General features: G+C 66.6%; 24 protein-coding genes and 1 riboswitch. Of the genes, 10 read left to right on the plus strand and 14 right to left on the minus strand.

All coding sequences use genetic code 11. From position 1 onward, the window contains the following. Positions 1-115: 115 nt before the first annotated feature. Entirely contained in the window at positions 116-1,414 is a 1,299-nt protein-coding gene (locus IU448_RS09670) for a D-alanyl-D-alanine carboxypeptidase family protein (RefSeq protein ID WP_416382979.1), read from the plus strand. A gap of 27 nt (positions 1,415-1,441) precedes the next feature. Here IU448_RS09670 and IU448_RS09675 read toward each other — a convergent pair whose 3' ends face one another. The 5 genes from IU448_RS09675 to IU448_RS09695 form a co-directional block, all read right to left on the minus strand. After that, positions 1,442-2,728, minus strand: coding sequence for an ATP-grasp domain-containing protein (locus IU448_RS09675; protein ID WP_195055263.1), 1,287 nt, complete (start codon positions 2,726-2,728; stop codon positions 1,442-1,444). Then, a complete protein-coding gene (locus IU448_RS29545) occupies positions 2,721-3,974 on the minus strand; it encodes an MFS transporter (protein ID WP_195055264.1) in 1,254 nt (417 codons plus the stop codon). Before IU448_RS29545 ends, IU448_RS09675 begins: the two co-directional genes overlap by 8 nt. A gap of 162 nt (positions 3,975-4,136) precedes the next feature. Next, complete coding sequence (yhjD, locus tag IU448_RS09685) at positions 4,137-5,174, minus strand: inner membrane protein YhjD (RefSeq protein ID WP_195055265.1); 1,038 nt, start codon at positions 5,172-5,174, stop codon at positions 4,137-4,139. Positions 5,175-5,217: 43 nt separating this feature from the next. Beyond that, complete coding sequence (gene trpS, locus IU448_RS09690; protein ID WP_195055266.1) at positions 5,218-6,252, minus strand: tryptophan--tRNA ligase; 1,035 nt, start codon at positions 6,250-6,252, stop codon at positions 5,218-5,220. A 21-nt stretch (positions 6,253-6,273) separates the two neighbouring features. After that, positions 6,274-7,212: an oxygenase MpaB family protein gene (locus tag IU448_RS09695; RefSeq protein ID WP_228812576.1), complete on the minus strand. Its 939-nt coding sequence runs from the start codon at positions 7,210-7,212 to the stop codon at positions 6,274-6,276. 280 nt (positions 7,213-7,492) lie between these two features. Between IU448_RS09695 and IU448_RS09700 the strand changes: the two genes are divergently transcribed. Next, entirely contained in the window at positions 7,493-8,170 is a 678-nt protein-coding gene (locus IU448_RS09700; protein WP_195055267.1) for a TetR/AcrR family transcriptional regulator, read from the plus strand. A gap of 130 nt (positions 8,171-8,300) precedes the next feature. On the opposite strand, the gene IU448_RS09705 is transcribed toward IU448_RS09700, so the two are convergent. The 3 genes from IU448_RS09705 to IU448_RS09715 are packed head-to-tail and all read right to left on the minus strand — an operon-like array spanning position 8,301 to position 10,068. After that, positions 8,301-8,786, minus strand: coding sequence for a barstar family protein (locus IU448_RS09705; RefSeq protein WP_195055268.1), 486 nt, complete (start codon positions 8,784-8,786; stop codon positions 8,301-8,303). Further along, positions 8,786-9,289, minus strand: a complete 504-nt coding sequence (locus tag IU448_RS09710; protein WP_195055269.1) for a ribonuclease domain-containing protein — start codon at positions 9,287-9,289, stop codon at positions 8,786-8,788. The genes IU448_RS09705 and IU448_RS09710 overlap by 1 nt, the downstream gene beginning before the upstream one ends. Further along, on the minus strand, positions 9,286-10,068 hold the full coding sequence (locus tag IU448_RS09715) for an exodeoxyribonuclease III (RefSeq protein WP_195055270.1): 783 nt from the start codon (positions 10,066-10,068) through the stop codon (positions 9,286-9,288). Before IU448_RS09715 ends, IU448_RS09710 begins: the two co-directional genes overlap by 4 nt. A 137-nt stretch (positions 10,069-10,205) precedes the next feature. Here IU448_RS09715 and IU448_RS09720 point away from each other — a divergent pair, with 137 nt between their 5' ends. Then, positions 10,206-11,372, plus strand: a complete 1,167-nt coding sequence (locus IU448_RS09720) for a phage tail tip lysozyme (RefSeq protein ID WP_195055271.1) — start codon at positions 10,206-10,208, stop codon at positions 11,370-11,372. A gap of 116 nt (positions 11,373-11,488) precedes the next feature. Then, complete coding sequence (locus IU448_RS09725; RefSeq protein ID WP_195055272.1) at positions 11,489-12,337, plus strand: alpha/beta fold hydrolase; 849 nt, start codon at positions 11,489-11,491, stop codon at positions 12,335-12,337. A 227-nt stretch (positions 12,338-12,564) separates the two neighbouring features. On the opposite strand, the gene IU448_RS09730 is transcribed toward IU448_RS09725, so the two are convergent. Next, positions 12,565-13,812, minus strand: a complete 1,248-nt coding sequence (locus IU448_RS09730) for an acyl-CoA dehydrogenase family protein (protein ID WP_195055273.1) — start codon at positions 13,810-13,812, stop codon at positions 12,565-12,567. Between the two features lie 219 nt (positions 13,813-14,031). On the opposite strand from IU448_RS09730, the gene IU448_RS28825 reads away from it, so the two are divergent. Beyond that, on the plus strand, positions 14,032-15,141 hold the full coding sequence (locus IU448_RS28825; RefSeq protein WP_228812578.1) for a transglycosylase SLT domain-containing protein: 1,110 nt from the start codon (positions 14,032-14,034) through the stop codon (positions 15,139-15,141). A 148-nt stretch (positions 15,142-15,289) separates the two neighbouring features. On the opposite strand, the gene IU448_RS09740 is transcribed toward IU448_RS28825, so the two are convergent. Then, entirely contained in the window at positions 15,290-16,507 is a 1,218-nt protein-coding gene (locus IU448_RS09740) for an NADP-dependent isocitrate dehydrogenase (protein WP_195055274.1), read from the minus strand. Positions 16,508-16,780: 273 nt separating this feature from the next. Further along, positions 16,781-16,891, plus strand: a riboswitch (SAM riboswitch). 184 nt (positions 16,892-17,075) lie between these two features. Between IU448_RS09740 and metX the strand changes: the two genes are divergently transcribed. Further along, a complete protein-coding gene (gene metX / locus IU448_RS09745) occupies positions 17,076-18,221 on the plus strand; it encodes a homoserine O-acetyltransferase MetX (RefSeq protein ID WP_324188555.1) in 1,146 nt (381 codons plus the stop codon). Between the two features lie 54 nt (positions 18,222-18,275). On the opposite strand, the gene IU448_RS09750 is transcribed toward metX, so the two are convergent. The 3 genes from IU448_RS09750 to IU448_RS09760 all read right to left on the minus strand — a co-directional run bounded on the left by IU448_RS09750 (position 18,276) and on the right by IU448_RS09760 (position 20,061). Continuing rightward, positions 18,276-18,521, minus strand: a complete 246-nt coding sequence (locus tag IU448_RS09750) for a DUF3017 domain-containing protein (protein ID WP_195056196.1) — start codon at positions 18,519-18,521, stop codon at positions 18,276-18,278. Between the two features lie 108 nt (positions 18,522-18,629). After that, entirely contained in the window at positions 18,630-19,694 is a 1,065-nt protein-coding gene (locus tag IU448_RS09755) for a DUF6745 domain-containing protein (protein ID WP_195055276.1), read from the minus strand. Between the two features lie 43 nt (positions 19,695-19,737). Then, the gene (locus IU448_RS09760) at positions 19,738-20,061 is read right to left on the minus strand and encodes a hypothetical protein (protein ID WP_195055277.1); all 324 of its coding nucleotides are present in this window, start codon (positions 20,059-20,061) and stop codon (positions 19,738-19,740) included. A gap of 282 nt (positions 20,062-20,343) precedes the next feature. Between IU448_RS09760 and IU448_RS09765 the strand changes: the two genes are divergently transcribed. Genes IU448_RS09765 through IU448_RS09780 form a run of 4 tightly spaced genes read left to right on the plus strand, consistent with a single transcriptional unit; the run spans position 20,344 to position 24,642 of the window. Then, the gene (locus IU448_RS09765) at positions 20,344-21,483 is read left to right on the plus strand and encodes an STM4014 family protein (RefSeq protein ID WP_195055278.1); all 1,140 of its coding nucleotides are present in this window, start codon (positions 20,344-20,346) and stop codon (positions 21,481-21,483) included. Between the two features lies 1 nt (position 21,484). Continuing rightward, complete coding sequence (locus IU448_RS09770; RefSeq protein ID WP_195055279.1) at positions 21,485-22,381, plus strand: STM4013/SEN3800 family hydrolase; 897 nt, start codon at positions 21,485-21,487, stop codon at positions 22,379-22,381. After that, a complete protein-coding gene (locus tag IU448_RS09775; RefSeq protein ID WP_195055280.1) occupies positions 22,378-23,712 on the plus strand; it encodes an STM4012 family radical SAM protein in 1,335 nt (444 codons plus the stop codon). Before IU448_RS09770 ends, IU448_RS09775 begins: the two co-directional genes overlap by 4 nt. A 6-nt stretch (positions 23,713-23,718) precedes the next feature. Then, the gene (locus IU448_RS09780) at positions 23,719-24,642 is read left to right on the plus strand and encodes an STM4011 family radical SAM protein (RefSeq protein ID WP_195055281.1); all 924 of its coding nucleotides are present in this window, start codon (positions 23,719-23,721) and stop codon (positions 24,640-24,642) included. 21 nt (positions 24,643-24,663) lie between these two features. Here IU448_RS09780 and cycA read toward each other — a convergent pair whose 3' ends face one another. Further along, positions 24,664-26,142: a D-serine/D-alanine/glycine transporter gene (cycA, locus tag IU448_RS09785; protein ID WP_195055282.1), complete on the minus strand. Its 1,479-nt coding sequence runs from the start codon at positions 26,140-26,142 to the stop codon at positions 24,664-24,666. Positions 26,143-26,326: the final 184 nt, after the last annotated feature.

Below are 26,326 nucleotides of genomic sequence, written 5' to 3' on the forward strand. Positions count from 1 at the left end.
GCCGGGCCCGGCGTGCTTACTGAGCTGGGGGTCGTCACCGGGAGGTCCGTGGGCGGTGGCGGCGAGTCCTTTGCCGATGTCTCGCTACTGGAAAAACCTTCTAGGCTTTCCCCCGATGTACACCACCGAGCTCCACCAGCGCACCGCCCGCCGTTTCGGCTCGGTGCTGACCGCCGCGCTGCTCGCGGCCGGACCGATGATCATGGGCGGTCCCGCGACAGCCCAGCCACCGCCCACGACCACCCCGTTCGCGACCCCGGTCACCGACGACTGCCCGCAGAAGACGCAGCCGCCGCCGGCCATCGACTCTTCCGAGGTTCCCGAGCCCGGCGAGGCTGCGCCCACCGCCCTGCCGATACCGGACCCGCCGGTCGGCGGAAAACGCCTCGGCGAATGCGGTGTCGTCCTCCCCTCGGGCGCACCTGCGGTACCGCCGGATATCTCCGCGACCGCGTGGATGGTCTCCGATCTGGATACCGGCGCGGTGCTGGCCGCCAAGGACCCGCACGGCCGCTACCGCCCGGCCAGCACTATCAAGGTGTTGCTTGCCACCGTCGCATTGCGCACGCTCGACCTGGACAAGGTCGTCGTCGGCACCCAGGCCGATGCCGATGTGGAGGGTACGCGGGTCGGGATCGGCCCGGGTGGCCGGTACACCAACCGGCAACTGCTGCACGGCCTGGTGATGGCGTCGGGCAACGACGCCGCGCACGCGATCGCCGCCCAGTTCGGCGGGGACGAGGCCGCGGTCGCGAAGATGAACGATCTCGCGAAAGCCCTGCACGCCTATGACACTCGCGCGGCCACACCGTCCGGTCTGGACGGCCCCGGGATGAGCACATCGGCTTACGATCTGTCGCTGCTGTTCCGCGAAGCCATGTCGATACCGCTGTTCGCGCAGATGATCGCTACCGAACAGCTCGATTTCCCCGGTTATCCCCCGAACCCGGCGATTCCCGGCGATCAGGACCATCCCGGTTTCCCGATCGCGAACGACAACGGGCTGCTCTACAACTATCCGGGCGCGCTCGGCGGCAAAACCGGTTTCACCGACGATGCCCGGCAGACGTTCGTGGCGGCGGCCGAACGCGGCGGACGGCGGCTGGTCGTCACGCTGCTACAGGCCGATGTGCTGCCGATCCGCCCGTGGGAGCAGGCCGCCCGCCTGCTCGATTACGGGTTCGGGCTCGATCCCGCCGCCAAGGTCGGCGATATCCCCGGCGACGAAGCCGAAACCGTTTCCGACACCCCGAGTCCGGCCGTACCACCCGATAACGGCGATATCGCGTACTCGGCACAACCCGCCACAGACGGGGAATACGAAGAACTCTGGATGCTGCTCATGGTCGCCGGCCTGATCCTGGTGCCGATCCTGCTGGTCGGTACGTGGCACGTCCGGACCCGGCGGCGCTGACGATCCGGTTCACGCGACGATGCGCAGTCACACCGGCGCGGCCGGCTCTACGGCGGCGAAGTAGTCACCGGCCCGCTTGTGCACCTCGGCGCATCGGATATCCAGGTCTTCGGCCGTATCCGCGACCACGAAAGCCACTCCCAGCGCCATCGAGTCCATCATGGATCGCGTGGCGGGATACACCATGTCCTGCTCCGCGGCCATCCGGACCTCCCGCACGCCGGGCAGGCCGGCCAGTTCTGCTTCCGCCCCGCCCAGGTATCTCGATGCGCGCTCGACACTGAAGAGCGCCAGTGCGCCGTGCCCGCTCGACGGGTAGCCGGCACGGCGCGGCCGGATGGGGTCACCAATCCCGAGAATCCCGGCTATATAGGCGCATTCGCGGTGAATCTGCGAGTTCCCGGTGAGCAGGTAGGTCTGCGCGGGATGGCCGATTCCGTGTGCGCGCGCCCCGAAATCGATCAGTCTCGGCCCCAGCGGGCCGGACATTATCTCCATATGCGCCGGCCCGGTCCGCACCCCCAGCGCATCCAGCACCCGGCGCGCGTACTTCCACAGTTCACCTACTGCCGGATCTTCCTGACCGAGCCACCGCCCCCGTTCGTAGACGAAATCCCCGGATCCCGAAACCCGCTTGTCGTACACGCTGACGCAGATCAGTTCGTGCTCACCGGCGCAGGAGAAGGTGTCCACGGCGTATTCCACCCGCGGTGCCGGATACATCTGCTGGATCAGGGCCGCCGACCGGCCGCCGAAGAACCCGGTGCTTTCGGTGATCGCGGAGACGGCGGCAGTGAGTTGCCCGGGGTCCGCCACCAGGCGAACGTCCACCGACGCGGCGCCCCGGGCGGGTTTGACGACCAGTTTCCGTCCCTGCCGCAGTTCCGCCACCGCCGCCACCGGCACCGTGCTGTCTCCGGCGGCGACGGACCGGGTTGTCAGGGTGGGTACGCCGGCGGCCGCCAGCGCCTCGAACATGTACTGCTTATCCCATCTCCGCATCGGCATGGTGGTCTCGTTGCCGGGGCAGCCCGGGAGGTCGGCGCGCAGGCGCTCGCAGAGTTCGACACCGGGCTCGGAACCGGCGACAACGTATTTGACCGAACGATCCACACACATTCGCAGCAGCCGCTCATAGGACCCCGCGAAATCGGTCTCGAAACTCAGCGCGCCCGCAGTGGGTGCGCTGCGGAAGCCCGAGACCAGGGCTCGGGCGGTATCCACCAGGATCGTCTCGATCCCGTATTCGGCGAGCACGGGCGCGTACAGCTTTCCCGAACTCACCGGATCCACGATCAACACCGGATCAGACATGAACCGCACTCCTGTCCTTCTGCATTCCCGCTACTACCGCGATCGCCCCGGCGGCGAACGAAATCTGGACGACCAGCGTCCAATACAGCGCGCTGTCGTACAGCACTCCGAAAGCCCCTATTCCGGGCCCGACCGCGAAGCCGATCGACTGGGCGGCCGAAAGATAGCCTTGGAACCTCGGGTTCTCCGTATGCGTGGACATATCGGCTATCGCGGCACTCGCCTGCGGAATGAATATCGCTTCTCCCAGCGAGAACAGCAGAAATCCGAAAATACATACGGTCCAGCTCGTTCCGGCACCGCATACCGCGAGGCCGACACCGGTCAGGAAAATTCCGAGCCCGAGCGCATAATTCCATCCGACCTTCGCCAGCAGGGTGCTGAGCGGTAACTCGAAAACAATGATGAAAACCGAATTGACGACCAGTAGCGCACTGTAGAGCTGCGCGCCGTCGGGCAATTCCCCGACCGCCAACGGAATACCGCTGGTGCTCTGTGCATAGACCGCCATGGCCGTTCCGAATACCGCGACGATCCACCGGAGCCGGGTGATCCGCGAGCCGTCGTAGCCCGAAGCGGCGAGTACCGGCGGGCCCGATTCCGGCGCGGTCCGCTGCCCCCGGGCGGCGGCTCCGTCCTCCGATGCCCGCAGCCGCTGCCGTTCGAACAGCAACACCACCGCGGTACCCAGCGAACCGAACGCGGACACGGTGAACAGCAACGAGAAGTTGTCCGCTCCCACCGCCGCGACCGCGATCGGCGCGACCGTGACACCGCTGCTGAGAAAAATCCGGTGGAACGCGACCACCGTCACCGTATTGCCTGTGTAGCTCGAACCGGTGATCAGCGCCGACGCCGGACCGGAGAACGACTGCGTCACCGCCACACTGAGCGATGCCACCACGATCGCGGACACCGGAGCGTCGGTCAGCCGGCCGAGCAGCAACAGCAGGGGCACATTGAGCAGCGATCCGGCGATGAGCACATCGGTGGAGCCGAACCGGGCGGCCGCCCAGCCGCCCGCCAGCGAACCGAGCACCCCGGTGAAACCGGCGGCCAGCAATGCCGCGGACAGCGTGAACGCATCCAGGCCCAGCGAGGTGTAGAACACCGTGGCGAACAACGCCAGAAACCCCACCGAGCGGCTGAGGAACGTGGTGATCGAAACGATCCACACTTCCGGCGGGAACGCCACGGTTTTCCGGCGACCGCTCCCCGGGCGCCTGTCCGATAGGTCGGGGTCCACCGAATCCTCCTGTTCGGCAGCGGTCCCGTACCTCTACCGTCCGGCTCGTGGGCGGACAGCGCGCTGCCGAAACAGACCGTATGACCCGCACGGCAAGCAAAACATGCGCATAAAAGTGAACTCTTGGTGCCCGCCGTGAGATCTACCCGACAGTCGATACGCCTAACGTATGCCGCGGCGTCCCCGGCGCCACCGGGCAAGGCCCAGCATCGCGAGCGCACCCGCGCCCAGCAACGCCGCCGCGCCACCGAATCCCGGGCGCGCCCCCGTCTGCACCCGCGGCCGGATCACCGCGGGTTCCGGTACCGGCACAGATACCAACTGCTCGTTCTCCCGGGCGGTCGCTGCCCACGCGGTGGCGAACAAGATGATCCGGTACACCACATAGCTGAACACCATGATGCCGATCACCGAACCGAATGCCGCGCCCGCCGGGCTGCTCAGCACCGACCGCATGTAGATACCGGCGATGTTCTTGAACACCTCGAACCCGATCGCCGCCAGGACGGCGGCCTTCGCGGCACTGCGCACGGTGACCGGCTCGCGGGGTAGCCGGGCGATGATCCAGGTGAACAGCGCCCAGGAGGCGATCAACGCCAGCAGCGTCGACAGCAGCCACAACAGCCACCGCGACCCCGGCATCTCCTGAAGCCCCACCAGTTCGAGCAGCTGCACGCCCAGCCGGCTCGATGCCAGGATCGATAGTCCGAGCGAAAGCGCCAACGCCAGGAACAGTCCCAGCAGAGCGAGCAGATCGGAGAGCTTGGTGTGGAACCAGTTCTGCTCGTTCGATTTCTGTTCCCACTGCTCGGTCAGCGCCTTGCGCAGATTCGCCATCCAGCCGAGCCCTGAGTACAGGCCCGTGAGCAGGCCGAGAACACCCACCGCGCCACGCGAACCCACCGCCTGATCGATCAGGTCGTTGAGCTGCGTTCCCATTTCGCCGGGAATGTTCTCGACGACCTTGCCCTGCAGTTCCCGCAGCAGCTCGTCGTTGCCGGCGAGCACGAACCCGGCGATCGCGAAAGCGATCATCAGCAGCGGAAACAGTGACAGCACGGTGAAATACGTGATCCCCGCCGCGTAGTAGTCACCACGCTGGTCCTGGTATCTGCCGAACGCCCGGACCATATGGTCCAGCCAGGGCCGCTGCCCGACCATCCGATTGACCGTGGCTTTGACGTTGTCGATCACCTGCACTGTCTGCGCCCCTCACGCCAACGCGCACGGGCCGCGCGACCGATCAGCGGGCGAGGAACCCGACCCGGTCGTAGACCTGTGCGAGAGTGTTACCGGCGATCTCGCGCGCACGCTCGGCGCCGATGGCGAGAATGCGATCGAGTTCGCCCTGATCCGCCATGTACTCTTCCACTTTCGCCCGCAAAGGGGCGGCAAATCCGACCAGTGCGTCGGCGACATCGGCCTTCAGATCACCGTAACCGCGGCCCGCGTAATCTTTCTCCAGGGTCACGATGGGCGTCTCGGTGAGTGCCGACAGGATCACCAGCAGATTGCTGACGCCCGGCTTGTTCTCCACGTCGTAGCGGATTTCGCGTTCGGTATCGGTGACCGCGGACCGCACCTTCTTCGCCGAGATCTTGGGGTCATCGAGAAGATTGATCAGGCCGGCATCCGAACTCGCCGATTTGCTCATCTTGGCGGTGGGATCCTGCAGGTCGTAGATCTTGGCGGTGCCCTTGACGATATGGGCCTCCGGGACCACGAAGGTCTTCTTGAACCGGGTGTTGAACCGCTGGGCGAGGTTGCGCGTGAGTTCCAGGTGCTGACGCTGATCCTCGCCCACCGGCACCTGATGCGGGCGGTAAAGCAGGATATCGGCGGCCATCAGCACCGGGTAGGTGAACAGCCCGACGGTGGTGTTGTCCGCCCCCTGTTTCACCGATTTGTCCTTGAACTGCGTCATCCGGCTCGCCTCGCCGAAGCCGGTGATACAGCTCAGCACCCAGGCCAGTTCCGCGTGCTCGGGCACCTGCGATTGCACGAACAGCGTGGAGCGGTCCGGGTCGATCCCCAAGGCGAGCAGTTGCGCCGCCGCGATGCGGGTGCGTTTGCGCAGTTCCTTCGGCTCCTGCGCCACCGTGATGGCGTGCATATCCGGGATGAAATACAGCGCGTCGTAGTCGTCCTGCAGGGTGACCCAGTACTGGAGGGCACCGAGATAGTTCCCGAGATGGAACGAGGCGCTGGTCGGCTGGATACCGGAGAGCACCCGCTGTTTACGTTCCCCCGCGGTGGGGGTCTGAGCAGGACTGGACATGCCCCGATCTTCGCATGCCGCTCAAGCGGAATTTCGCTCTGCCCATTTGCGCGGATCGATACCGGGCATACTGCGCTTTCCGGCCTTGGCCAGCTCCTGCTCCTGTTCGGTGATCAGCCGGTACACCGGCGCGCTCGGTCCGTTCAACGCGGTGAGCACCGGCCGCGGCACCAGCCACGCCGGCACATTGTGCGCATTGCGCACCGACTGCGCCAGCCCGCGGTAGGCGAGTTCGTCGGCGCGTTTCCATTCGATCCCGTACATCCGCCGGATCCGCTCCGGCAGGCTGCCCTGCACCAGCAGGTAGTACGCGGAGCTCACCTGCCGCGCCGGCGGCCGTTGGGGGTAGGGCACCACATGCCCGCACAGATAGTTCCCGACCTTGCGCGCCTCGTCGGTGAGGAACAGCTCGTCGGAGGCGAGGTAGCCGTCGAAGTACTCGCGGAACGCCCGGTAGTCGGCCGGGGCGGCCTCGCGCGGCATCCCGAACAGCTCCCCCCACCGCACATAGTCCTGGTACAAACCCTCGCGCTCGCCATCGGTGAGCCGCTTGACCAACAGGTCGTACATGACCTCCGCGGATTCGAAGGTGAACGCCATGGTCATGAAGCTCAGATGCGGGTCGTAGGCGGAGTACGCGGTCCCCGCCGGATGATGCTCCCCCGCATCCTCCGGTATCCGGCCCACCACCTTCCGATGCTTCTTCCGGGTGAACTCGAGCGCCCGATCGGCTTCCTGTTCGGTCCCGAAGAACACCGCCTCGAACAGTTTTCCGGTGAGCGCCAGCCGGGTGTAGGGCGTATCCCGGTGCTCGGTGGATTCGGCTGTTCCCACGTACAGCAGCGGATGGACCGCACCGATCACCAGTGCCCGCAGCCCGTAGGTCAAGCCGACGGCCCGTTTCCGCATAACCCGGCGGATCATCGAATCGTCGGCAAAGTACCCCGTGTCCATGGCCATCTCAGCCTCCCGGTCCCGCTCTCCACTGAGCACGCATCTGGCAATAGCATCTACCAGTTTTCATCTTCTGGCAAGACTCACCACCAAATCGCCCTCGCTCCGCTACGCACGGACCGCGACAGAAAGCCGCCCGCGAACGGCGACTGGAAAGTGGGAACCCAAGGCCGGTCCGCGGCTCTGCCGTCAGGGCCGTGTCACACCACCGAACGGCGATACGACCCCGACCAGCACGATTCGCCCCGGCTCCACCGACCGGCCGCCGACCGGCCATGATTTAGAGATGGCAGCGCAGCGCACCTATGGCGGATTATCCGCGGAGGAACGGCGGGCCCAGCGACGGTCCGCGCTTCTGGACGCGGCACTGGAGATCATCGGCACCCAGGGCCTGGACAAGCTGACCGTATCGGGCATGTGCGCACAGGCGGCCCTGAACGAGCGCTACTACTACGAGAGTTTCAGCAGCCGCGACGATGTACTCACCGCCCTGGTGGACAGCATCGCCGAAGAGCTTGTGCTGGCCATCGTCGCCGCCGCGCACGCCGCGACCGGCGATTCCCGTGCCAAAGCCCACGCCGCGATCACCGCCGGTATCCACCTGCTCACCGACGACCCCCGCAAAACCGAGGTCACCATGGTTGCCGCCATGGCCACCCCGCAGCTGCGCGCCCGCACCACCGAAACCATCCGCACCTTCGCCCGGCTGGTGGCCAGCGAAGGTATCGAGTTCTACGGAATCACCGATCCGGCCCCCGACCCGGTGATCGATTTCCGCGCCACCTACCTGGTGGGCGGCCTCGTGCAAAGCCTCACCAGCTGGGTCCGCGGCGATCTCGCGATCACCCGCGACACCCTGATCGACTACACCACCGACGTCTTCGTCCTCCTCGGCGAAGACGTCGCCCGCCGCAGCGACCCCGCACGACTCCCCTCTGCTGCCCACGAACCGGGCGCTCAATAGCGCCCGGCGCACGAGGCGAACCGAGGCAGCGGCCGGTCGCGAGCCGAGTTCCCGGGACGGTCGGGGCCCCGCGTCGAGATAGACGGCTCACCGCGGGGTCGCGCGGGAGCCGTGAGCGTGGCCTACACGATCAGAAATGGACCGGAACGGTAGCCACTCCCCGCGGTTGCCCCTGCAGGATCACCCGGAACACCACATCGCGCGACGGCCAGAAATCCGCGCATGCCGCGATGACCGAGGCGAACCATTCCCGCTCCTCCGGTGTATCCGCGAGCAGCTGGTCGGCGTCACGGATCGCGAGCACGTAGCCCTCGGCTTCCCCGAGTGTGTCGTCGATGCCCAGCAGGCATTCGTCGAACGAATCCTTGTTCGGCCGGAAATAGTACGGGAACTGCAGGGCGGCCGCGAATTCGTCGTAGAGCGCCGGCACGGTCCGCATCCGGCTGCCGCGCAGTTCGCGTACCCGGAAGCCCTGCGGGGCGCGGAAGCGGACGCCACTGAACTCGGCCGCATCCACGTGCATCGCGCCCAGAGCGGTCATGCTGTCGTCGTTCGGGCGCAGTTCGGCGTCGTAGGAGAAGTCCAGGAAGTCCGCGAGCGCGAGCGGTTCGGGCATCAGCGCATCCTTGTGAAGGTGTCGTAGTGGTCGCCGGTGTACCAGGCCGAACCGTCGCTGCCGGTGACGATACGTTCGGCGTCACGGGACTGCCCGGGCTTCTTCGGGTTCACATCCCATTCCCGGTACGTGAGCCGATCACCGGAATCATCGGTCGCCGGGAGCCGGCCCTCCCGGTTCCCGAAGGTGATCCCGCCTTTCGTACCGGGTGCGTTCGCCGAATCCGGCCAGCGGCCCGCGTCGATCTCTTCGAGGGTTTCGTAGGCGCGTTCGGGTACACCGGCCACACGCGAAACCACCGGGGAATCACCGGGGGCGGTCTTTCCCGTGACCGGCTGGCCGCCGACCGACGAAGTCGCCCCGGCCGAGAGCGTGGCCGCGGTATTCGAGGCACCTTCGTCACCGGCCTGGGTGCTGAGCAGGGCGACGACGATCGCCACCACCGCTGCGCCCACCGCCGACAGGATCTTCACAGCTTTCGCCCGCACAGAACTCCCCTTCATCGATACTGGACCGTCACCGGCGCATGATCCGACCAACGCTGCGCATAGGACGCGGCGCGTTCGACCACGGCCTGTTTCGCCCGCTCCGCCGCCGCCGGCGTTGCCAGCTGATAGTCGATCCGCCAGCCCGTATCGTTGTCGAACGCGCGCCCACGATAGGACCACCAACTGAACGGACCGTCGCCCTCCGGGTGAAGTTTTCGCACCACATCCACGTACCCGGCGGCCGATTGCCGGTCGAGCCAGGCCCGTTCGGCGGGCAGGAAACCGGATTTCTTCAGGTTGCCTTTCCAGTTCTTCAGGTCACGCTCGGTGTGTGCGATATTCCAGTCACCCGCGATAACGAAGGCACCGGTACGTGTGGCCATCCGGGCGGCCAGTTCATCCAGGAACCGATACTTCTCGTCCTGCCGCGGCGTATCCGCCTCACCGGTGTGCACATACACGCTCGCGACCGTGACCTCGTCGAACTCGACCTCGATATACCGGCCGGTGCCGACGAATTCGCTGTCCGGTTCGATACCGATCCGCACCGATTTCGCGGGCCGGCGCGACAGCACGCCCACCCCCGCCCGGCCCTTCACTCCGGGTTCCGCGTGCGCCAGCACCCAGCCGTCGGCGAGCGCAGGAGCCAGAGCGGCGGCGATCTGCGCATCGTCGGCGCGGGTCTCCTGCAGGCAGACGATATCGGCCTCGGTCCGAGCCAGCCAGGGCAGCAAACCCTTGCCCGCGGCGGCCCGGACGCCGTTGACATTGACGGTGGAGACGATGTATGGCACGGATCGACCGTACAAGGACACGTCGCCGCAGTTCACCGGCACCCGCCCGATCTGCGACGCGAGCAGTTCCCACGCTCGGGGACATCCGATAATCGACAAGTGTCGACCGTTTCTTCCCAGCCGAGAATGGAGTGCAAATGAGCCCTCCTGACCCCAAGAAGATCGGCGACCTGGAGACCCTTCCGGGCTGCGCCCCGAAAGCGTTGCAAGCGCTGTTCGACGCGGCCGAGGAGGTCATCCAGAGACAGGTCCAGCTGCTGGGGGAGGGTACGCCGTCCAAGGCCCCGGACCTGCGACAAGAGCTCCGCCAGGAAGGTATCGCCAACCCGGACCATCAGTCGACGATGCTGACGAATTACGGCAACAGCCAAGCCAAGGTCGACAACGTCACCAACGAATTCAGGACCCAGGACGGAGAAATCCCCGAACACACGGCCACAGTCGGCGGGGCTGTCGGGGACGCCTACAGCGCCATCGAGACCGCGGTCGGGGATCTCAACGACACGATCGCTGAAGCCCACAAGCCGGAAAACATTGTGGTGGTGAAAAACGACAAGGGAGAGGTCACTTCGCGACATCTGACGGATAAGATGCTCAAGGACCTCTTCAACGGACTCTGGGTTGCGGTGGACAAGACGTACGATGAAGTCAGTAACGTTTCCGACCAGGCGGCCGAACAGGCACGGAAGATCGCCGGCGGCGAGACATCCTTCAACCGGAGTCCTTATAACGGGACCCCGCCGCCGGTAATCCCCACCGTGTCCGGTCCGAGCGGAACACCCACAGCCTCGGTGACCCCTACCTCGGGTTTGATGAGTCCCCCAACACCCTCCGGCAACGCACCCGATCCGCTGGAGGTAATGAAATACTTGATCGAGGAGCATGGATTCACTCCGGCGCAGGCAGCGGGAATTGCCGCCAACGTGGCATACGAGTCGAGCTTCAATGTCGGGGCGACCGGTGACAATGGAACGGCTCACGGATTATTCCAATGGCGTTTCGATCGATACGCCGGGCTTCAGGAGTTCGCGAGCCGACCTGGCGAGAATATCAACAGCTGGGAAACACATATCGATTACATGGTCCACGAACTCCGTAGCGGAAGCTCCTACCAGGCAGCCGAGAATGCCGTGTACGGCAACCCCAATCAAGCCGACGTAGTGGCGAGCAAATTCGACGAACTGTACGAGCGAAGCTCAGGAGCCACCACCGCGGCGCGTGCAAATCACGCACTGACACTCCTCAACGATTGGAATTCTCCCTCGAATCAGTGGAAGAATTCCGAATCGAATATCGCCATCTGAGCCGCGCGGTGGAGCCGGGCCGCCCATCGGCTGGACCTCCGCCCTGGACAGGGTTGACGGCTGCGGCCGTAGAATGACAGGTCACCGCTACTTGCCAGGAAGGGGTGACGACATCGATGTCAGGCACCTCCGCAACCCCAGCGCCCGAGCCGGTCACCGCCCTGCATCTGGGCTCCGGCGAACCGCTACTTCTCCTGCACGATATCCTGCTCTCTCCGCATTGCTGGGAGCGGACCGCCACCCTGCTGGCCGCGCGGTGTGAGGTTTTCGCGCCGGCGCTCGGCGGGCACTGGGGTGGCCCCGAGTTCCCGGGTGGCCGCTACTCCGCCGCCACCCTGGCCGACCGGGTCGAGGCACAATTGGACGATCTGGGCTGGCGAACCTGCCATATCGCCGGGAATGCACTGGGCGGCTGGGTGGGGTTCGAATTGGCGCGCCGCGGCCGGGCACGTACGCTCACCGCGATCGCACCGGCCGGGGGCTGGAAAACCCCGTCGGCGACCCAGCTCCGCGCGGCCGCCGGTATCGCGTCGATGATCCCGGCAACCGAAGTCTTGCGGAAGCTGGGTAGTTCCCCCGTCGACAACCGGTTCGTGCGTTGGGGGACGGCTCATTTGCTGACGAAGAACACGGGGGCTGTCTCCCGCACGGATATGTCCGCCGTCATCCTGGCCGCACTGCACTGCTCCGCGCTGCCCGCGCTGACCGCGGCGGCCTTGCGGGGACCGTCCCTGACGAACATGTCGGACCTGGCGACCCCGGTCCGGGTGATCCTGGCCGACTCCGATCGTGTTCTACCGGCCACGGCGCACGGCCGGCGGTTCCTGCGTGAGCTGCCGGAATCGGCGGACCGCATCATGCTGAACCGGGCCGGGCACGTTCCGATGCTGGAGGATCCCGAACGGATCGCCACCCTCGTCGCCGAACATATCTACGCCAGCCGCGACCATCTACGGGCTGTGTAATTTTGCGGCTGTACCTCTTGGCGCCGCCTTCGGCGGCACGGGTTTCGGCCCCCTGGGTCCGTAACCTTTCAGGGCCTCATAAGATTCGGCACCGCCGCTGGTTATGTTGGTCTTTCGGGGGCGGAATCGGTGAAGTCCCTGCTTAACTCGGCGCTGTCCAGGCACGCTCGGTCCAAGGTCTGTGGCGCCTCTATCACCGGGCCCTGCAGATCTCTCGCCGACCGTTTTCAGAGGGCGAGAATGCCCTTGGCAACATGGGTCACCTGGATTTCGTTGCTGCCCGCGTAGATCATCAGGGATTTGGCGTCGCGGGCCAGCTGTTCGACCCGGTACTCCGACATGTAGCCGTTGCCGCCGAACAGCTGTACAGCTTCCATGGCGACCTCGGTGGCCGCTTCCGAGGAGTACAACTTCACCGCGGAGGCTTCCGAAAGGCTCAGCGGTTTGCCGGCTTTCCCGCGTTCGATGATGTTGAAGACCATGTTCTGCACATTGATCCGCGCCACCTCCATCTTCGCGAGCTTGAGCTGGATCAGCTGGAAGCGGCCGATTTCCTGTCCCCACAGTTTGCGGTTGCGGGCGTACTCGGTGCACAGCCGCAGGCATTCGTTGATCACCCCGAGCGCCATGAAGCCGATGCCGACGCGTTCGGCCACGAAACTGGATTTGGCGCTTTCCCGGCCGTCACCGCCGCGGTGTTCCTCGGTTTCGCCGAGCAGCCGGTCGCGGCCGACGCGGACGTTGTCGAAGAAAAGTTCGCCGGTCGGTGAGGCGTGCAGGCCCATCTTCTTGAACGGTTTGCCCTGGGTGAGGCCCTCCATGCCCTTGTCGAGCACGAAGGTGAGCACCTTGCGGTCGCGGGCCGGGGTTCCGTCGCCTTCGTCGAGTTTCGCGTACACGACGAGCGTGTCGGCGAAGGGGCCGTTGGTGATGAAGGTTTTCTGCCCGTTGAGAATGTAGTCCTCGCCGTCGCGGCGCACGGAGGTTTTCATACCGCCGAAGGCGTCGGATCCGGAATCCGGTTCGGTGATCGCCCAGCACGCGATCTTGCGCAGGCTCACGATATCGGGCACCCACCGCTCCTGCTGGGCGAGTGTGCCGCGGGACAGGATGGTGGCGCCGCCGAGCCCGGTGCTGACGCCGAGTGAGCTGCACAGGCCCATGCACACGCCGGAGAGTTCGCTGGTCAGCACGGCCATCATGGTCTGCTGATCGAATCCCGCGCCGGAGGATTCTTTGTCCCCGGATGCCGGTTTCTCCGCGCCTTCGGCCGCCGCGCGCCTGGCGGCCAGCTGCTTGTTCAGCGCTTCCTCGGCCATCGCGCCGATACCGAAGTCCGCGTACAGCTTGCGTAGCACCGGGTAGGGCAGCATTTCGCCGCTGTCGAGTGCGTCGAGGTGGGGGCGTACTTCCTTATCGATGAAAGTCCGGACCGCGTCGCGGACCATCAGATCGGTATCGGACCATTCGAACATCGTCACCCTCCGGGATCACCGTGCTACAGCGTAAACCGCGGGCCGCAGGCGCCGCCGCTTGTTGACAGCGTGCCAGTTTCCATCCTCGGGCGCCATAGCTCCATGCACTTTCGCGCTGTCGACGGCTCCGGTGCGGCAGCCGGCCGGCCTCCTACCCATTCCTGGGGAGAAGGACCGTTCCACAGCGATAATGGACGCTGTGGAAGGTGCCGGATTTCGATGAGACCCGCAGGGTATTGGCAGGTCGAACTCGCCTCACCGCCGGGAGCGAGTAGTGGATTCGCCGCGGTCCTCGACGCCGCCGAACAGGCGATCCAGAACTGTGCCGATCTGATGGCCACCGGGGCACCGACCGGGGCCGTGAACATGCTGGACATGTTGGACACCCAGCGGCTGGTCCAGCCGGGTGACAACTCGATCATGATCGAGAACTACAACACGAAAATCGCGCAGGTGGACACGATCCGGCACGCACTGCAACGACAGCACGAGCAGGTGCTGCTTTCCGCCGACAGCACCTACGACGCCTCCAGCACGAAACTCACGGCCATCAAATTCCATGTGCAGGCTCTGCAAATACGCCTGGGCGGCTCGTACCCCTTGGACCGAAACGGAAGGCTGCCGGCACATACCGAGACGAAGCTTCTCGAGCTCGTCCTCGATACGGTCGACGATGTATTCGGAGAAACCGAGTCCGCCGCATCGTGGATCGGCGAGCAGAGTTACCACATCGATGGCGGCACCTCGGATCTCGGCCGGGCCGCCACCCCCGACCTCGGTAACACCGGTACCACCGCCGCCGGAAACAGCGGGAGCTTCCCGCCGATATTCCCCATGATGCCGCTGGGTGACATGGTGGCGGGTGACGACGAACGCGATCGGGACGATGAGCGGGAAGACGACCGGCCGACGTACCTGTCGTCCGCAGAGTCCGACTACTCCCGCTACACCGGCAATACGAGCACCGCCGCGGCCATCTCCGGCGCATTGGACGCCTTGGGCATCCAGGATCCCGAGGCCCGGGAGAATTGGACGCGTGGATACCTGGTGTTGATCGCGCGAGAGTCCGGCGGCAACCCCAATGCCGTCAACAACTGGGACAGCAATGCCGCGGCGGGGCAGAATTCACGGGGACTCACGCAGACGATCCCCAGCACCTTCCGGGCATACCACGTGCGGGGCACGTCCACCGATATCCACGATCCGGTCGCAAATGTCGCGGCCAGCATGAATTACGTGATGGATCGATACGATGTCGACCCCGACGGCAGCAACCTGCAGTCCGCCGTCCAGCAGGCCGATCCGAACAGACCCGCGAAGGGCTACTGAACGGCGATATCCGGACGAGCGGGATCCGCACTCCCGGACCCATGACAAAGGGCGCCGAGAACACAGCCCTGTTCTCGGCGCCCCGGAAGGCTGCGGCTCCACGATCCGGGTGCTGTTCGCACGCCGGTGCCGTGGGGCCGCGGATTTGTCAGCGCAGCGCGCGCGCCAGGTTGGCGTCGAGCGCGGCAAGGAATTCCTCGGTGGTGAGGTAGCCCTGGTCGCCACCGACCAGCAGCGCGAGATCCTTCGTCATCTGGCCGCCCTCGACGGTCTTGATGACCACATCCTCGAGAGTCTGCGCGAAACCGATCACCTCGGGGGTGTTGTCCAGCTTGCCGCGATGTTCGAGGCCACGGGTCCAGGCGAAGATCGACGCGATCGGGTTGGTCGAGGTCGGCTTGCCCTGCTGGTGCTGGCGGTAGTGCCGGGTGACGGTGCCGTGCGCGGCCTCCGCCTCGCAGGTCTTGCCGTCCGGGGTGAGCAGCACCGAGGTCATCAGGCCCAGCGAGCCGAAGCCCTGCGCGACGGTATCGGACTGCACATCGCCGTCGTAGTTCTTGCAGGCCCAGACGTAGCCGCCCTCCCATTTCATGGAGGAGGCGACCATATCGTCGATCAGCCGGTGCTCGTAGGTGAGGCCGGCCGCGTCGAACTGGGTCTTGAACTCGGCGTCGAACACCTCCTGGAAGGTGTCCTTGAACATGCCGTCGTAAGCCTTCAGGATGGTGTTCTTGGTCGACATGTAGACCGGGTAGTTCTGCTGCAACCCGTAGTTGAACGAGGCGCGCGCGAAGTCCTCGATGGACTTCTTGAAGTTGTACATGCCCATGATGACGCCGCCGTCCTCCGGCATCTTCACGACCTCGTGGACGATCGGCTCGCTGCCGTCCTCCGGGGTGAAGGTCAGGGTGACGGTTCCGGCCTGGAACGCCTTGAAGTCGGTGGCGCGGTACTGGTCGCCGAAGGCGTGGCGGCCGATGATGATCGGCTTGGTCCAGCCGGGGACCAGGCGGGGAATGTTGGAGATGATGATCGGCGCGCGGAAGATCGTGCCGCCGAGGATGTTGCGGATGGTGCCGTTGGGCGACCGCCACATCTTCTTGAGACCGAACTCCTCGACCCGGGCCTCGTCGGGGGTGATCGTCGCGCATTTGACGCCCACGCCGTGCTCTTTGATGGCGTTCGCGGCGTCGACGGTGACCTGGTCGTCGGTCTTGTCGCGGTACTCGATGCCGAGGTCGTAGTACTCGAGGTTCAGGTCGAGGTACGGGTGGATCAGCTTGTCCTTGATGAACTGCCAGATGATCCGGGTCATCTCGTCGCCGTCGAGTTCTACGACGGTGCCTTCAACCTTGATCTTGGACATGGATCTTCGTGTCCTCCTAAGATGGTGCCCTCATTGCACAACCAGGCGAACACGCTTGTGAGCGGACCCCAGCTGTTCAACAGACAACGTATACATCCCGCGTTGTCCACGAGACGTCTGATGTAACCAAGACGAGCGTACTGCTTGTGATGATCGCACGGTGCAGCCAGCCCCGGCCGTGAGATTTCACAGAGTGAGTCGTGCCACAAGGTTACCCGGTGGCGCACCATGCCGATTTCGATCCGCCACACCCCACCGCTACCATGTTGAACAGGTCATGAGCGCCAGCGCCAAGCCCCGGCTCGCTGGCCGGCAACCCTCCAGCTGCGGTGGGGTGCTCCGGGTGATGACCGGGCTTCCGAGAGCCGGGAGCAAGCGCATGTCAGGAGGTCGCCGTTATGTGCCGGTGCTGGTCGCCTCGACCCTGGCACTCCGTATCGCGGCGAGCAACCCCCTATTTTCTGGAGCACGAGATGATCGACGGCAGGATCCCCGCCCACCTCACGACCGTGACTCATATGGCTCGGCTATCGCCGCCGGTCGCGGCCCGGCGGGCGGAAGCCATCGCGTGAGGGTGAGCACCGAACAGACCACGGCCGTACCCGTGGCGCAGCTACCACCGCCCGACGGCACGCTCGGCGTGATCGAGATCGGCGATCTCCCCCTGGAGAACGGGGCCCATATACCGGCGGTCGGGCTGGCCGTCCAGCGCTGGGGTGAACTGTCCCCGGCCATGGACAACGTGGTGCTCATCGAGCACGCGCTGACCGGCGATTCCCATGTGGTGGGCGAACCCGATGCCGATCATCCGCAACCCGGATGGTGGAACGGGATGGTCGGGCCGGGCGCGCCCATCGACACCGACGAATGGTGTGTGGTCGCCACCAATGTGCTCGGCGGCTGTCAGGGCAGTACCGGCCCCGCGTCCCCGGCGCCCGACGGCGCATCGTGGGGGGCACGCTTCCCGGAAATCTCCATCCGCGACCAGGTGAGCGCCGAACTGCGGTTGTTCGACCTGCTCGGTATCGACCGGATCGCGGCGGCGATCGGCGGTTCGATGGGCGGTATGCGGGTCCTGGAATGGATGCTCTGCGCACCGGAGCGCCTGGCCGCGGCACTGATCCTCGCCGTCGGCGCCCGTGCGACCGCGGACCAGATCGGCACCCAGACCACTCAGATCGCCGCCATCACCGGCGACCCCGACTGGCAGGGCGGGAACTACCACGGCACCGGCCGGGCACCGATGGCCGGAATGGGTATTGCGCGGCGGATCGCGCATCTCACCTACCGCACCGAGGTCGAACTGGACAGCCGGTTCGCCAACAGCCCGCAGACCGGTGAAGACCCCTGGGACGGCGGCCGGTACGCGGTGCAGAGCTATCTCGAATACCAGGCCGAGAAACTGTGCAAACGGTTCGACCCGGCCACCTATGTGCTACTGAGCGAGGCCATGAACCGGCACGATATCGGCCGCGGTCGCGGCGGGATCGAGGCGGCGATGGCGAGAGCCGAGGTGCCGTGCATCGTGGGCGGTATCGATTCCGACCGCCTGTACCCGCTGCACACTCAGCGGGAACTGGCCGAGGGGCTGGCCGGCTGCCGGCATTTCGAGGTGATCTCCTCGCGCGACGGTCACGACGCCTTCCTCACCGAGGCCGAGGCGATCGGCAAGCTGCTGGTCCAGACGATGGAGCTGACGCGCGCACACCGCTGACGCGGCATCACACCGGCGGCGGACCGGGCCGCCGAGCGCGGTCCCGCCCCGGTATCAGCTCACGCCGAGCGTGTTGATGGTGGCGGCGAGAAATACGATCACGCTGCCCAGCAGGGTCAGCGCCCCCACATCGAACGGTTTGCTGCGCACCGCCAGCAACCCCACCCGCACCGTGGGCAGGCACAGCCGGAACGCTGCGGCGATCAGCGTCGCACCGCCGAAGAAGAACGCGCCGCGCCGCCACCGGTCCTGCGCGACGAACACCACGGCGACCGCGATCACCGCGACGACCACCACCATCGGCAGATGGCAGCGCAGGAACACGGCCAGGCGGCTACCGGTGCCGGGATCGCCCTCGGTCACAGTCTCGGCGTCGGTCACGGATGCGATTGTTCCAGATGCGGCCGCTCAGGTCTGCGCCACCGGTTGGTACTCCGGGGCGGTCAGGCCGAAGGTCCAGGCGACACCTTCCCGCGCGGTGCGGGTGGCCGGCGGGACACGCAACCAGTAGGTGCGGTAGGTACCGTCCGGTTCGGGTGTCGAGTTGACCACCTCGACCATGACGACATCCTCGTCGTCGGGCAGCGCGATACGCCAGAGGATCCCGGTTTCGTCGCGCTGCAGCGGCTGGGCGCCCGATTCGGCCAGGTAGCGGTCGTAGCCGTAGTACTCGAGCATGACCCGGCGTAGTTCGGCGTTCTCCTCGGCCCGGATCCGCTCGGGCGTCAGCGAGACGAGTTCGTCCAGGAATTCGCCGGGTACGGGCATGCCGCGCCAGGCATACAGGCCGAACCCGTCGGAATAGCCGACGGCCGGACCGTCCCCGCAGTCCAAGCGCCCGGCCTCGTCGCGATGCAGGGCGGTAGGGCGTTCGCTGAGCACCGCGAGGTTCTCGTAGGGCCACCACCACCCGGTTTCCCGGGCCACCGCGGCCAGACCGGCCAGTGGCGAGCCGGCGGACGTATCGAATGCCGACAGCCAGGCCGCGTCGTGCTGACCCGTCACCGCGTCCAGCAGCAGCATCCGGACCCGCAACTCCGCGCTGCGGGCAGCGCGCAGCGCTTCCTTCTGCGCGTCGCTTCCGGAATCGGTGGGCTCGGGCACCGGGGCGGCCGCGGCGACGACGCCGGCGCGGATACGGTCGACGATCGGTTCGGTCGATTCCCAGAGGGGCGCGCCGGTCACCTGCCAGTGTCGCGCGAATTCCCGCGCGCCCAACTCGGCGTGCGACCGGTCGCGGGCGGCCGCCCACGGCGCGGTACGCACCTGTTCACGTACCGACCGGCCGGCCCGCGCCAGCTGCTCGGGGTGCAGCAGCCGCACAGCTTCCAGAGGTGAGCGAGCCCAGACGATCCGGTCGGGCGCGGGCAGCCCCGCGCTCGCGTAGGCGAGTCGCACGCCCGCTTCGGCCGCCGCGCGATCGCCGGGGCCGGTGCTCGCGGAAATCGCCCGCCACTGTTCGAAATCGGTCAACGTCGTTCTGTTTCCTGTCTGTCCGCAGTTGCCGGTTGCCGGGTCAGTCCGCGACGATCCGGACCGCTCCCGGTACGTACTCGCGTTGCCGCACCACCCGGTACCAGCCCTTGGGCAACCCGATCGCGGCATGTTCCTCGTGCACCACCCGCCCGCCCTCCGGCAGATGCAGCACCATGGAATTCGGTGTGTGCGGATCGTGGAAGAGTTTTCCCGGCGAGGAGATCGCGTGGGCGTGGCCGGTCACCTCGCCGAGCGCGAGCACCATCCGGCCCCGCCGATCCCGTGGGGTGGGCAGCCACCGCGCGGCCGGGGCGGCCGCCTCCTCCGCGATGGGAACGATCAGGACGTCTCCCTGGCGATACATGCGCTTCCTCCCGTTCCGGCACGCTCGCGCCGTTGTCCAATGGAAGGTATCGGTGAGCACCGACAGTGTTCCGCGGCAGCATGTTTCCTCGATACGAGGGGGCCGGGGCGCACCGGCTCGATCTCGGCATGTCGGACCGGGTTGGTAGAACGATCCCGGATATCGAGCCGGTATCGGCTCACGGAGAGGAAAGAGAATGCCCGAGTACCTCGAGCCGGCGGAAGAGCTTTCCGATGCCGGGGCGACCCCGTTCCTCGCCCACCGATACGTCTCGGTGAGCGGATGACGGCCGCCCACAACGCGGACGGTTACCGCTGGGTGGTGGTCGGCAACGGGGCGAACCGGCGGGTCCGGTCGTTCTGCGCGGCGGTGACCGAGTCGGCGGCGGTTGCGCCGCGAGTGGTCGAATGGCTCGATGTCCTTCGCGACGGCGGACATACCTTCGCCGAGGACGAACTGGTGCGGCTGGATTCGCCCGGCGAGGAACCGGGGGTGGACCGGCTGCTGCGCGGGGTCACGGATCCGACCCGGGTCGAGGGAACGGCCCGCTGGTACCGCGCCTTCGGTTCCGCGGTGGCCTCGCTGCGCGGCGGAATCCGGCTCGACGATCCGGCGGAGCTGGCGGTGCTGTTCGACAAGCGGCTCTGCCATGCCCGGCTGGCCGCGGCGGGCGTCGCGGTGCCCGAATCGCCGACATCGGGTCGCGGGCAGCCGATCACCGGCTGGGACGATATCCGCGAGCATCTGCGGGTACCGGGTCTGCGGCGGATGTTCGTGAAGATCGCGCACGGATCTTCGGCCTCCGGGGTGCTCGCGGTCGAAGCTCATCCGCGCGGTCCGGTCCGGGCCACCACCTCGGTAGAACTCACTGCCGAGGGGGCGTTGCACAATTCCCTGCGCGTCCGCCGCTACCGCACCGAGCCCGAGATCGCCGCGATCGTCGACCGCCTCGCACCGGACGGCCTGCATCTCGAACGCTGGGTGCCCAAATCGACACTGCGCGGGCGCGCTTGCGATCTGCGGGTGGTGGTCGTCGCGGGGCGGGCCACCCATATCGTCGTCCGCACCGCTTCGGTGCCCATCACCAACCTGCATCTCGGCGGTTCCCGCGGCGATCCGGCGGCGGCCCGGGAAGCCGCAGGGCAGCAGTGGCACCGGGCCATCGACCTCGCGGAACAGGCCGCGGCCTGTTTTCCCGCCACCCTGTGCGTGGGGGTGGACCTGCTGCCCACCCACGGCTGGCGCCGCTTCGTCGTCGGCGAGGTGAACGCTTTCGGCGATCTGCTGCCCCGGACCACCGGCCTGCCGGGGACACCGGCGGCGGGTCTGGATACCTACGCGGCCCAGGTCGCCGCCGCACCCCGCTGGTACGGTGCCATGCGCACCGCATCGGCACCGGAGGACGTCCATGTACCGGCCTGAAATGAACGAAGTGGTCGGCCGGGACGATCTACTCCTGCTCACCCTCGACACCCTGCGCTTCGACGTGGCCGTCGAGGAGGCCGGCTCGGGCCGGCTGCCGAATCTGACGGCGATGCTCCCGGGCGGGCAATGGGAACAACGCCATGCCCCAGGCAGTTTCACCTATGCCTCCCACCAGGCCATATTCGCCGGATTCCTGCCTACGCCGGCCGAGCCCGGCCCGCATCCCCGATTGTTCGCCGCCCGGTTCGCGGGTAGTGAGACCACCGCCGCGGGCACGTTCGTCTTCGACCACCCCGACCTGCCGACGGCACTCGCGGCGGTCGGTTACCGCACGATCTGTATCGGCGGGGTGGGATTCTTCAACAAACAGGGGGCACTGGGCAGTGCCCTGCCCAGTCTGTTCGCCGAGAGCTACTGGGAACCGGAGTTCTCGGTCGCCTCGCCCACCTCGTTCGAGGCGCAGGTCGCCCGCGCCGAGCAGTTGATCGCCGGCACTCCGGCCGATCGGCGACTGTTCCTGTTCCTCAACGTCTCCGCCCTGCACCAGCCGAACTGGTTCCATCTGCCCGGGGCGACACGGGAATCCGGTGACACCCGGCAATCGCATGCCGCGGCGCTGCGCTACGTCGACCGTCACCTGCCCCGTCTGTTCGACGCACTGCGGACGCGCGGCCGCTGTTTCGCCATCGTCTGCTCCGATCACGGCACCGCCTACGGGGAAGACGGTTACACCGGGCACCGGCTCGGCCACGACGTGGTGTGGACGGTCCCCTATGCCCATTTCTTCCTGGAACCCGCGGAAGCCGGTAGCGGCCCGAAGGCTCCCGCTGTGCCGGATACATCTCGGGACTCCGGCGATGCGCAGGACCGCGAAGGCACCGAGGGTCCGGCATGACCCGCGCCCGCGTCCGGCTCCCCCGGCCCTATCAGAGTTACGTCTACGCCTACCCGCACAAGACCGCCTACCGCCCGCTGGCCCCGCAGCGCCGGCTCCGGGATCTGTGGGCCGGTGAACCGCGCGACGCGCTCTCGTTGTACCTGCATATCCCGTTCTGCGAAATACGCTGCGGTTTCTGCAATCTGTTCACCCGGGTCGGCGCGCCCGGCGACCTCACCACCCGCTATCTCGACGCTCTCTCCCGCCAGGCCGAAACGGTGCGCGATGCCCTGGGTACCCCACTGCGTTTCGCCACCGCGGCTTTCGGCGGCGGCACCCCGACCTATCTCGATGCCGGCGAACTCACCCGATTATGCGATATCGCCGAGCACACCATGGGCGCCGATCTCCGCGGTATCGGCTTCTCCGTGGAGACCTCCCCCGCCACCGCGACCGCCGATCGCCTGGCCGTGCTCGCGGCGCGTGGCGCGACGCGGATCAGCCTCGGTGTCCAGAGCTTCGACGAATCCGAGGCCCGGGCCGCGGTACGCCCGCAGCGGCGCGCGGAGGTGGAATCCGCACTGGCCCGGATCCGCGATACCGGAATCGCGAACCTGAATATCGACCTCATCTACGGCATCGACGGGCAGACCACACAGAGCTGGCGTGCCTCCCTCGACGCGGCGCTGGCCTGGCAGCCCGAAGAGCTCTACCTCTATCCGCTCTACGTGCGTCCGCTGACCGGACTGTCCCGGCGCCGGGACGAGGCCGCGGATACGGTGTGGGACTCCGAACGCCTGCGGCTGTACCGGCAGGGTCGCGACCATCTGCTCGCACACGGCTATCAGCAGCGCTCCATGCGAATGTTCCGCCGCGCCGATGCCCCGGCGACCGGACCCGAGGACTACTCGTGCCAGACCGACGGCATGATCGGCCTCGGCTGCGGCGCCCGTTCCTACGTCCGGGGCCTGCACTACTCCTTCGACTACGCGGTAGGAATCAACGAGATCCGGGCGATCATCGACAGTTACACCGCCACCACCGATTTCGGTTACGCCGTCCACGGCCGTGAGATCGACGAGGACGAGGCCCGCCGCCGCTTCCTGCTCCAGTCGATCCTGCAGGCGGACGGGCTGGTGATCGCCGATTACCGCGGCCGTTTCGGCACCGACCCGCATACCGATTTCCCGGCCGAACTCGGCGTGCTCGCCGACCGCGGCTGGCTCACCGCAACCACCGGTGGGTTGCTGCGGCTCTCCCCCGAGGGACTGGCGTATTCCGATGCCATCGGTCCCGAGTTCTTCTCACCCGCGGTGCGTGCCGCCATGGACGACTACGAATTACGGTGACCGGCCGTGGACCTGACCTTGCTGTATCGCGGACCGCTCGCGTCCTGCGATTACGACTGCCCCTACTGTCCGTTCGCCAAACGACGCGATACGCCCGCGCAGCTTCGCGCCGACCGCGCGGCCCTCGAACGTTTCACCGCATGGGTCGGTGCGCAGCGTGGCGACCGGATCTCGGTGCTGTTCACTCCGTGGGGTGAGGGTCTGGTCCGCTCCTGGTACCGGCGGGCCCTGGTGACGCTGTCCCACGAGCCCCAGGTGAGCCGGGTCGCCATCCAGACCAATCTGAGCTGTCGTACCGAATGGCTGGGCGATGCCGACCGTGACACCGTCGCACTGTGGTGCACCTACCATCCCGGCCAGACGCCCTACCGGCGATTTCTCGAAAAGACCGGGCAACTGACCGAGGCCGGCATCCGGTTCAGCGTGGGCATGGTGGGCCTGCCGGAGCACCTGGACAGTGCCCGGCGGCTCCGCGCCGACCTGCCCGGCGATATCTACCTCTGGATCAACGCCGCCGAAGGCCACACTTACACCGATTCCGCCGCCGCCGAGTGGACTGCGCTGGACCCGCTCTTCGGGTTCAGCCGCGACCCGCACCGCTCACTGGGCCGGGCCTGCCGGACCGGCGATACGGTGGTGTCCGTCGACGGTGACGGCACGGTGCGCCGCTGCCATTTCGTGCCGGAACCGCTCGGTAACCTCTACGACGGTTCCTATCGCGATGCGCTGCGGCCCCGCCCCTGTTCGCGTGCGCTCTGCGACTGCCATATCGGTTACGTCCACCTGGAAAATCTCCCCCTCTACGACGTGTTCGCGGGTGGAGTGCTCGAACGGATCCCGACCGACACCGCCCGGCGCGGCGCGGTCGAGCTGCCCACACCCGGGCTCCCGGCGCCGGGTGACGCCTTCCCACCGGCTCCCTGCCGGTAGTGCGGCGCCGCCCGGTCCGGTTCAGCGCAGTGCGGCGGTCTCCGCGAGGACCTTCTGCTTGTGCTGTTGCCGCAACGCACTGTGGTGCGGGCTACGGCGCACGAACAGATAGGCGATCGCCAGGACCACGAACCAGATCGGTGTCACCAGCAGCGCCTGCAGGGTATCGCTCTCCTGGGTGAGCGCCCAGACGATGAAAACGAAGAACGCCAGGACTGCCCAGACCATCGGGATCCCGCCGGGCATCTTGAACGTCGATGCGGCATGCAGCTGCGGGCGCCGTTTGCGATAGACGAGGTAGCTGGCCAGGATCATCGTCCAGACGAACATGAAGCACAGCGACGAGATGGTCGTGACCACCGTGAACGCTTCGACGATCGACTGCCCGGCATAGAGCAGCACCACGCCGATCAGCAGGAACGCGCAGGAGAAACGCAGCGCGTTGGCCGGGACCCGGCGCGGGGACAGTTTCCCGAACACCGCGGGCGCGTTACCTTCACCGGCCAGGCCGAACACCATCCGTGAGGTCGAGTAGATACCCGAGTTGGCGCTGGAGGTCGCACTGGTCAGCACGACGAAGTTGACCACGCTCGCGGCGATGCCGAGCCCGGCCAGGGTGAACATCGCCACGAACGGGCTCTCGTCGGGCGATACCTGACGCCACGGGGTCACCGCGCAGATCACGACGAGAGCGCCGACGTAGAAGAGCAGGATCCGGACCGGGATCGAGTTCACCGCGCGGGGCAGGGTTTGCGCGGGATTCTTGGTCTCGGCGGCGGTGGTGCCCACCAGTTCGATACCGACGAACGCGAACACCGCGATCTGGAATCCGGCGACAAAGCCCATCGGGCCGGTCGGGAAGAAACCGCCGTCGTTCCACAGGTTGGCCAGCGAGGCCGGCGTGCCGCCGTCACCGGTGAATCCGGTCAGCACCATCACCAGACCGGTCACGATCAGCGCACCGATGGCGACGATCTTGATCAGCGCGAACCAGAATTCGGTTTCCCCGAAAGCGCGGACAGTGGGCAGATTCAGAACCAGCAGCACCGCGATACAGACCAGCGCCGGAATCCACAGCGGCAGATCCGGCCACCAGAACGCGACATACCCGGCAATCGCCACCACATCGGCGATACCGGTGACGACCCAGCAGAACCAGTAGGTCCAGCCGGTGAAGAACCCCGCCCACGGGCCGAGCAGATCGCCCGCGAAATCCGCGAACGATTTATAGCCGGAATTCGACAGCAGCAACTCCCCCATCGCGCGCATGACGAAGAAGAGGAAGAAACCGATGATCATGTAGACGAGAATCACCGAGGGCCCGGCCAGCGAGATCGTTTTACCCGACCCCATGAACAGCCCGGTGCCGATCGCGCCGCCGATCGCGATCAGCTGGATATGTCGATTGGCCAGCTGCCGGCTGAGGCCGCCGGGTCCTCCCGGATCACCCGTCCTCGCCCCGTCGTCGCCAGAACCCCCGTGACCCTGCAGCACGGCCATCTTTACTCCCTCCAGAGTCGATCGGACAGCCCATTCGACCACCAACGGCGCTATCGCGCAGCGCAGCGCAGGCGCGCCGCGATGGGGCAGCCGACCGGCTCCGCCACCCGGTGCAGTGAACGCGGAGCCTTTGCGGAACGGCCGTCCCTGTGCCTCCGAACTGGTCAGAGCGGGTCCGTCCGGG

The sequence above is a fragment of the Nocardia flavorosea genome (genome assembly GCF_015477805.1).
Taxonomy (GTDB): domain Bacteria; phylum Actinomycetota; class Actinomycetes; order Mycobacteriales; family Mycobacteriaceae; genus Nocardia; species Nocardia flavorosea_A.

Coding starts and splice junctions, on each gene's coding strand:
- IU448_RS09670 (WP_416382979.1), top strand. CDS start 116: ATGTACACCACCGAGCTCCACCAGCGCACCGCCCGCCGTTTCGGCTCG.
- IU448_RS09675 (WP_195055263.1), bottom strand. CDS start 2,728: ATGTCTGATCCGGTGTTGATCGTGGATCCGGTGAGTTCGGGAAAGCTG.
- trpS (WP_195055266.1), bottom strand. CDS start 6,252: ATGTCCAGTCCTGCTCAGACCCCCACCGCGGGGGAACGTAAACAGCGG.
- IU448_RS09695 (WP_228812576.1), bottom strand. CDS start 7,212: ATGGCCATGGACACGGGGTACTTTGCCGACGATTCGATGATCCGCCGG.
- IU448_RS09700 (WP_195055267.1), top strand. CDS start 7,493: ATGGCAGCGCAGCGCACCTATGGCGGATTATCCGCGGAGGAACGGCGG.
- IU448_RS09705 (WP_195055268.1), bottom strand. CDS start 8,786: ATGCCCGAACCGCTCGCGCTCGCGGACTTCCTGGACTTCTCCTACGAC.
- IU448_RS09710 (WP_195055269.1), bottom strand. CDS start 9,289: ATGAAGGGGAGTTCTGTGCGGGCGAAAGCTGTGAAGATCCTGTCGGCG.
- IU448_RS09720 (WP_195055271.1), top strand. CDS start 10,206: ATGAGCCCTCCTGACCCCAAGAAGATCGGCGACCTGGAGACCCTTCCG.
- IU448_RS09725 (WP_195055272.1), top strand. CDS start 11,489: ATGTCAGGCACCTCCGCAACCCCAGCGCCCGAGCCGGTCACCGCCCTG.
- IU448_RS09730 (WP_195055273.1), bottom strand. CDS start 13,812: ATGTTCGAATGGTCCGATACCGATCTGATGGTCCGCGACGCGGTCCGG.
- IU448_RS28825 (WP_228812578.1), top strand. CDS start 14,032: ATGAGACCCGCAGGGTATTGGCAGGTCGAACTCGCCTCACCGCCGGGA.
- IU448_RS09740 (WP_195055274.1), bottom strand. CDS start 16,507: ATGTCCAAGATCAAGGTTGAAGGCACCGTCGTAGAACTCGACGGCGAC.
- IU448_RS09750 (WP_195056196.1), bottom strand. CDS start 18,521: ATGGTGGTGGTCGTCGCGGTGATCGCGGTCGCCGTGGTGTTCGTCGCG.
- IU448_RS09760 (WP_195055277.1), bottom strand. CDS start 20,061: ATGTATCGCCAGGGAGACGTCCTGATCGTTCCCATCGCGGAGGAGGCG.
- IU448_RS09765 (WP_195055278.1), top strand. CDS start 20,344: ATGACGGCCGCCCACAACGCGGACGGTTACCGCTGGGTGGTGGTCGGC.
- IU448_RS09770 (WP_195055279.1), top strand. CDS start 21,485: ATGAACGAAGTGGTCGGCCGGGACGATCTACTCCTGCTCACCCTCGAC.
- IU448_RS09775 (WP_195055280.1), top strand. CDS start 22,378: ATGACCCGCGCCCGCGTCCGGCTCCCCCGGCCCTATCAGAGTTACGTC.
- cycA (WP_195055282.1), bottom strand. CDS start 26,142: ATGGCCGTGCTGCAGGGTCACGGGGGTTCTGGCGACGACGGGGCGAGG.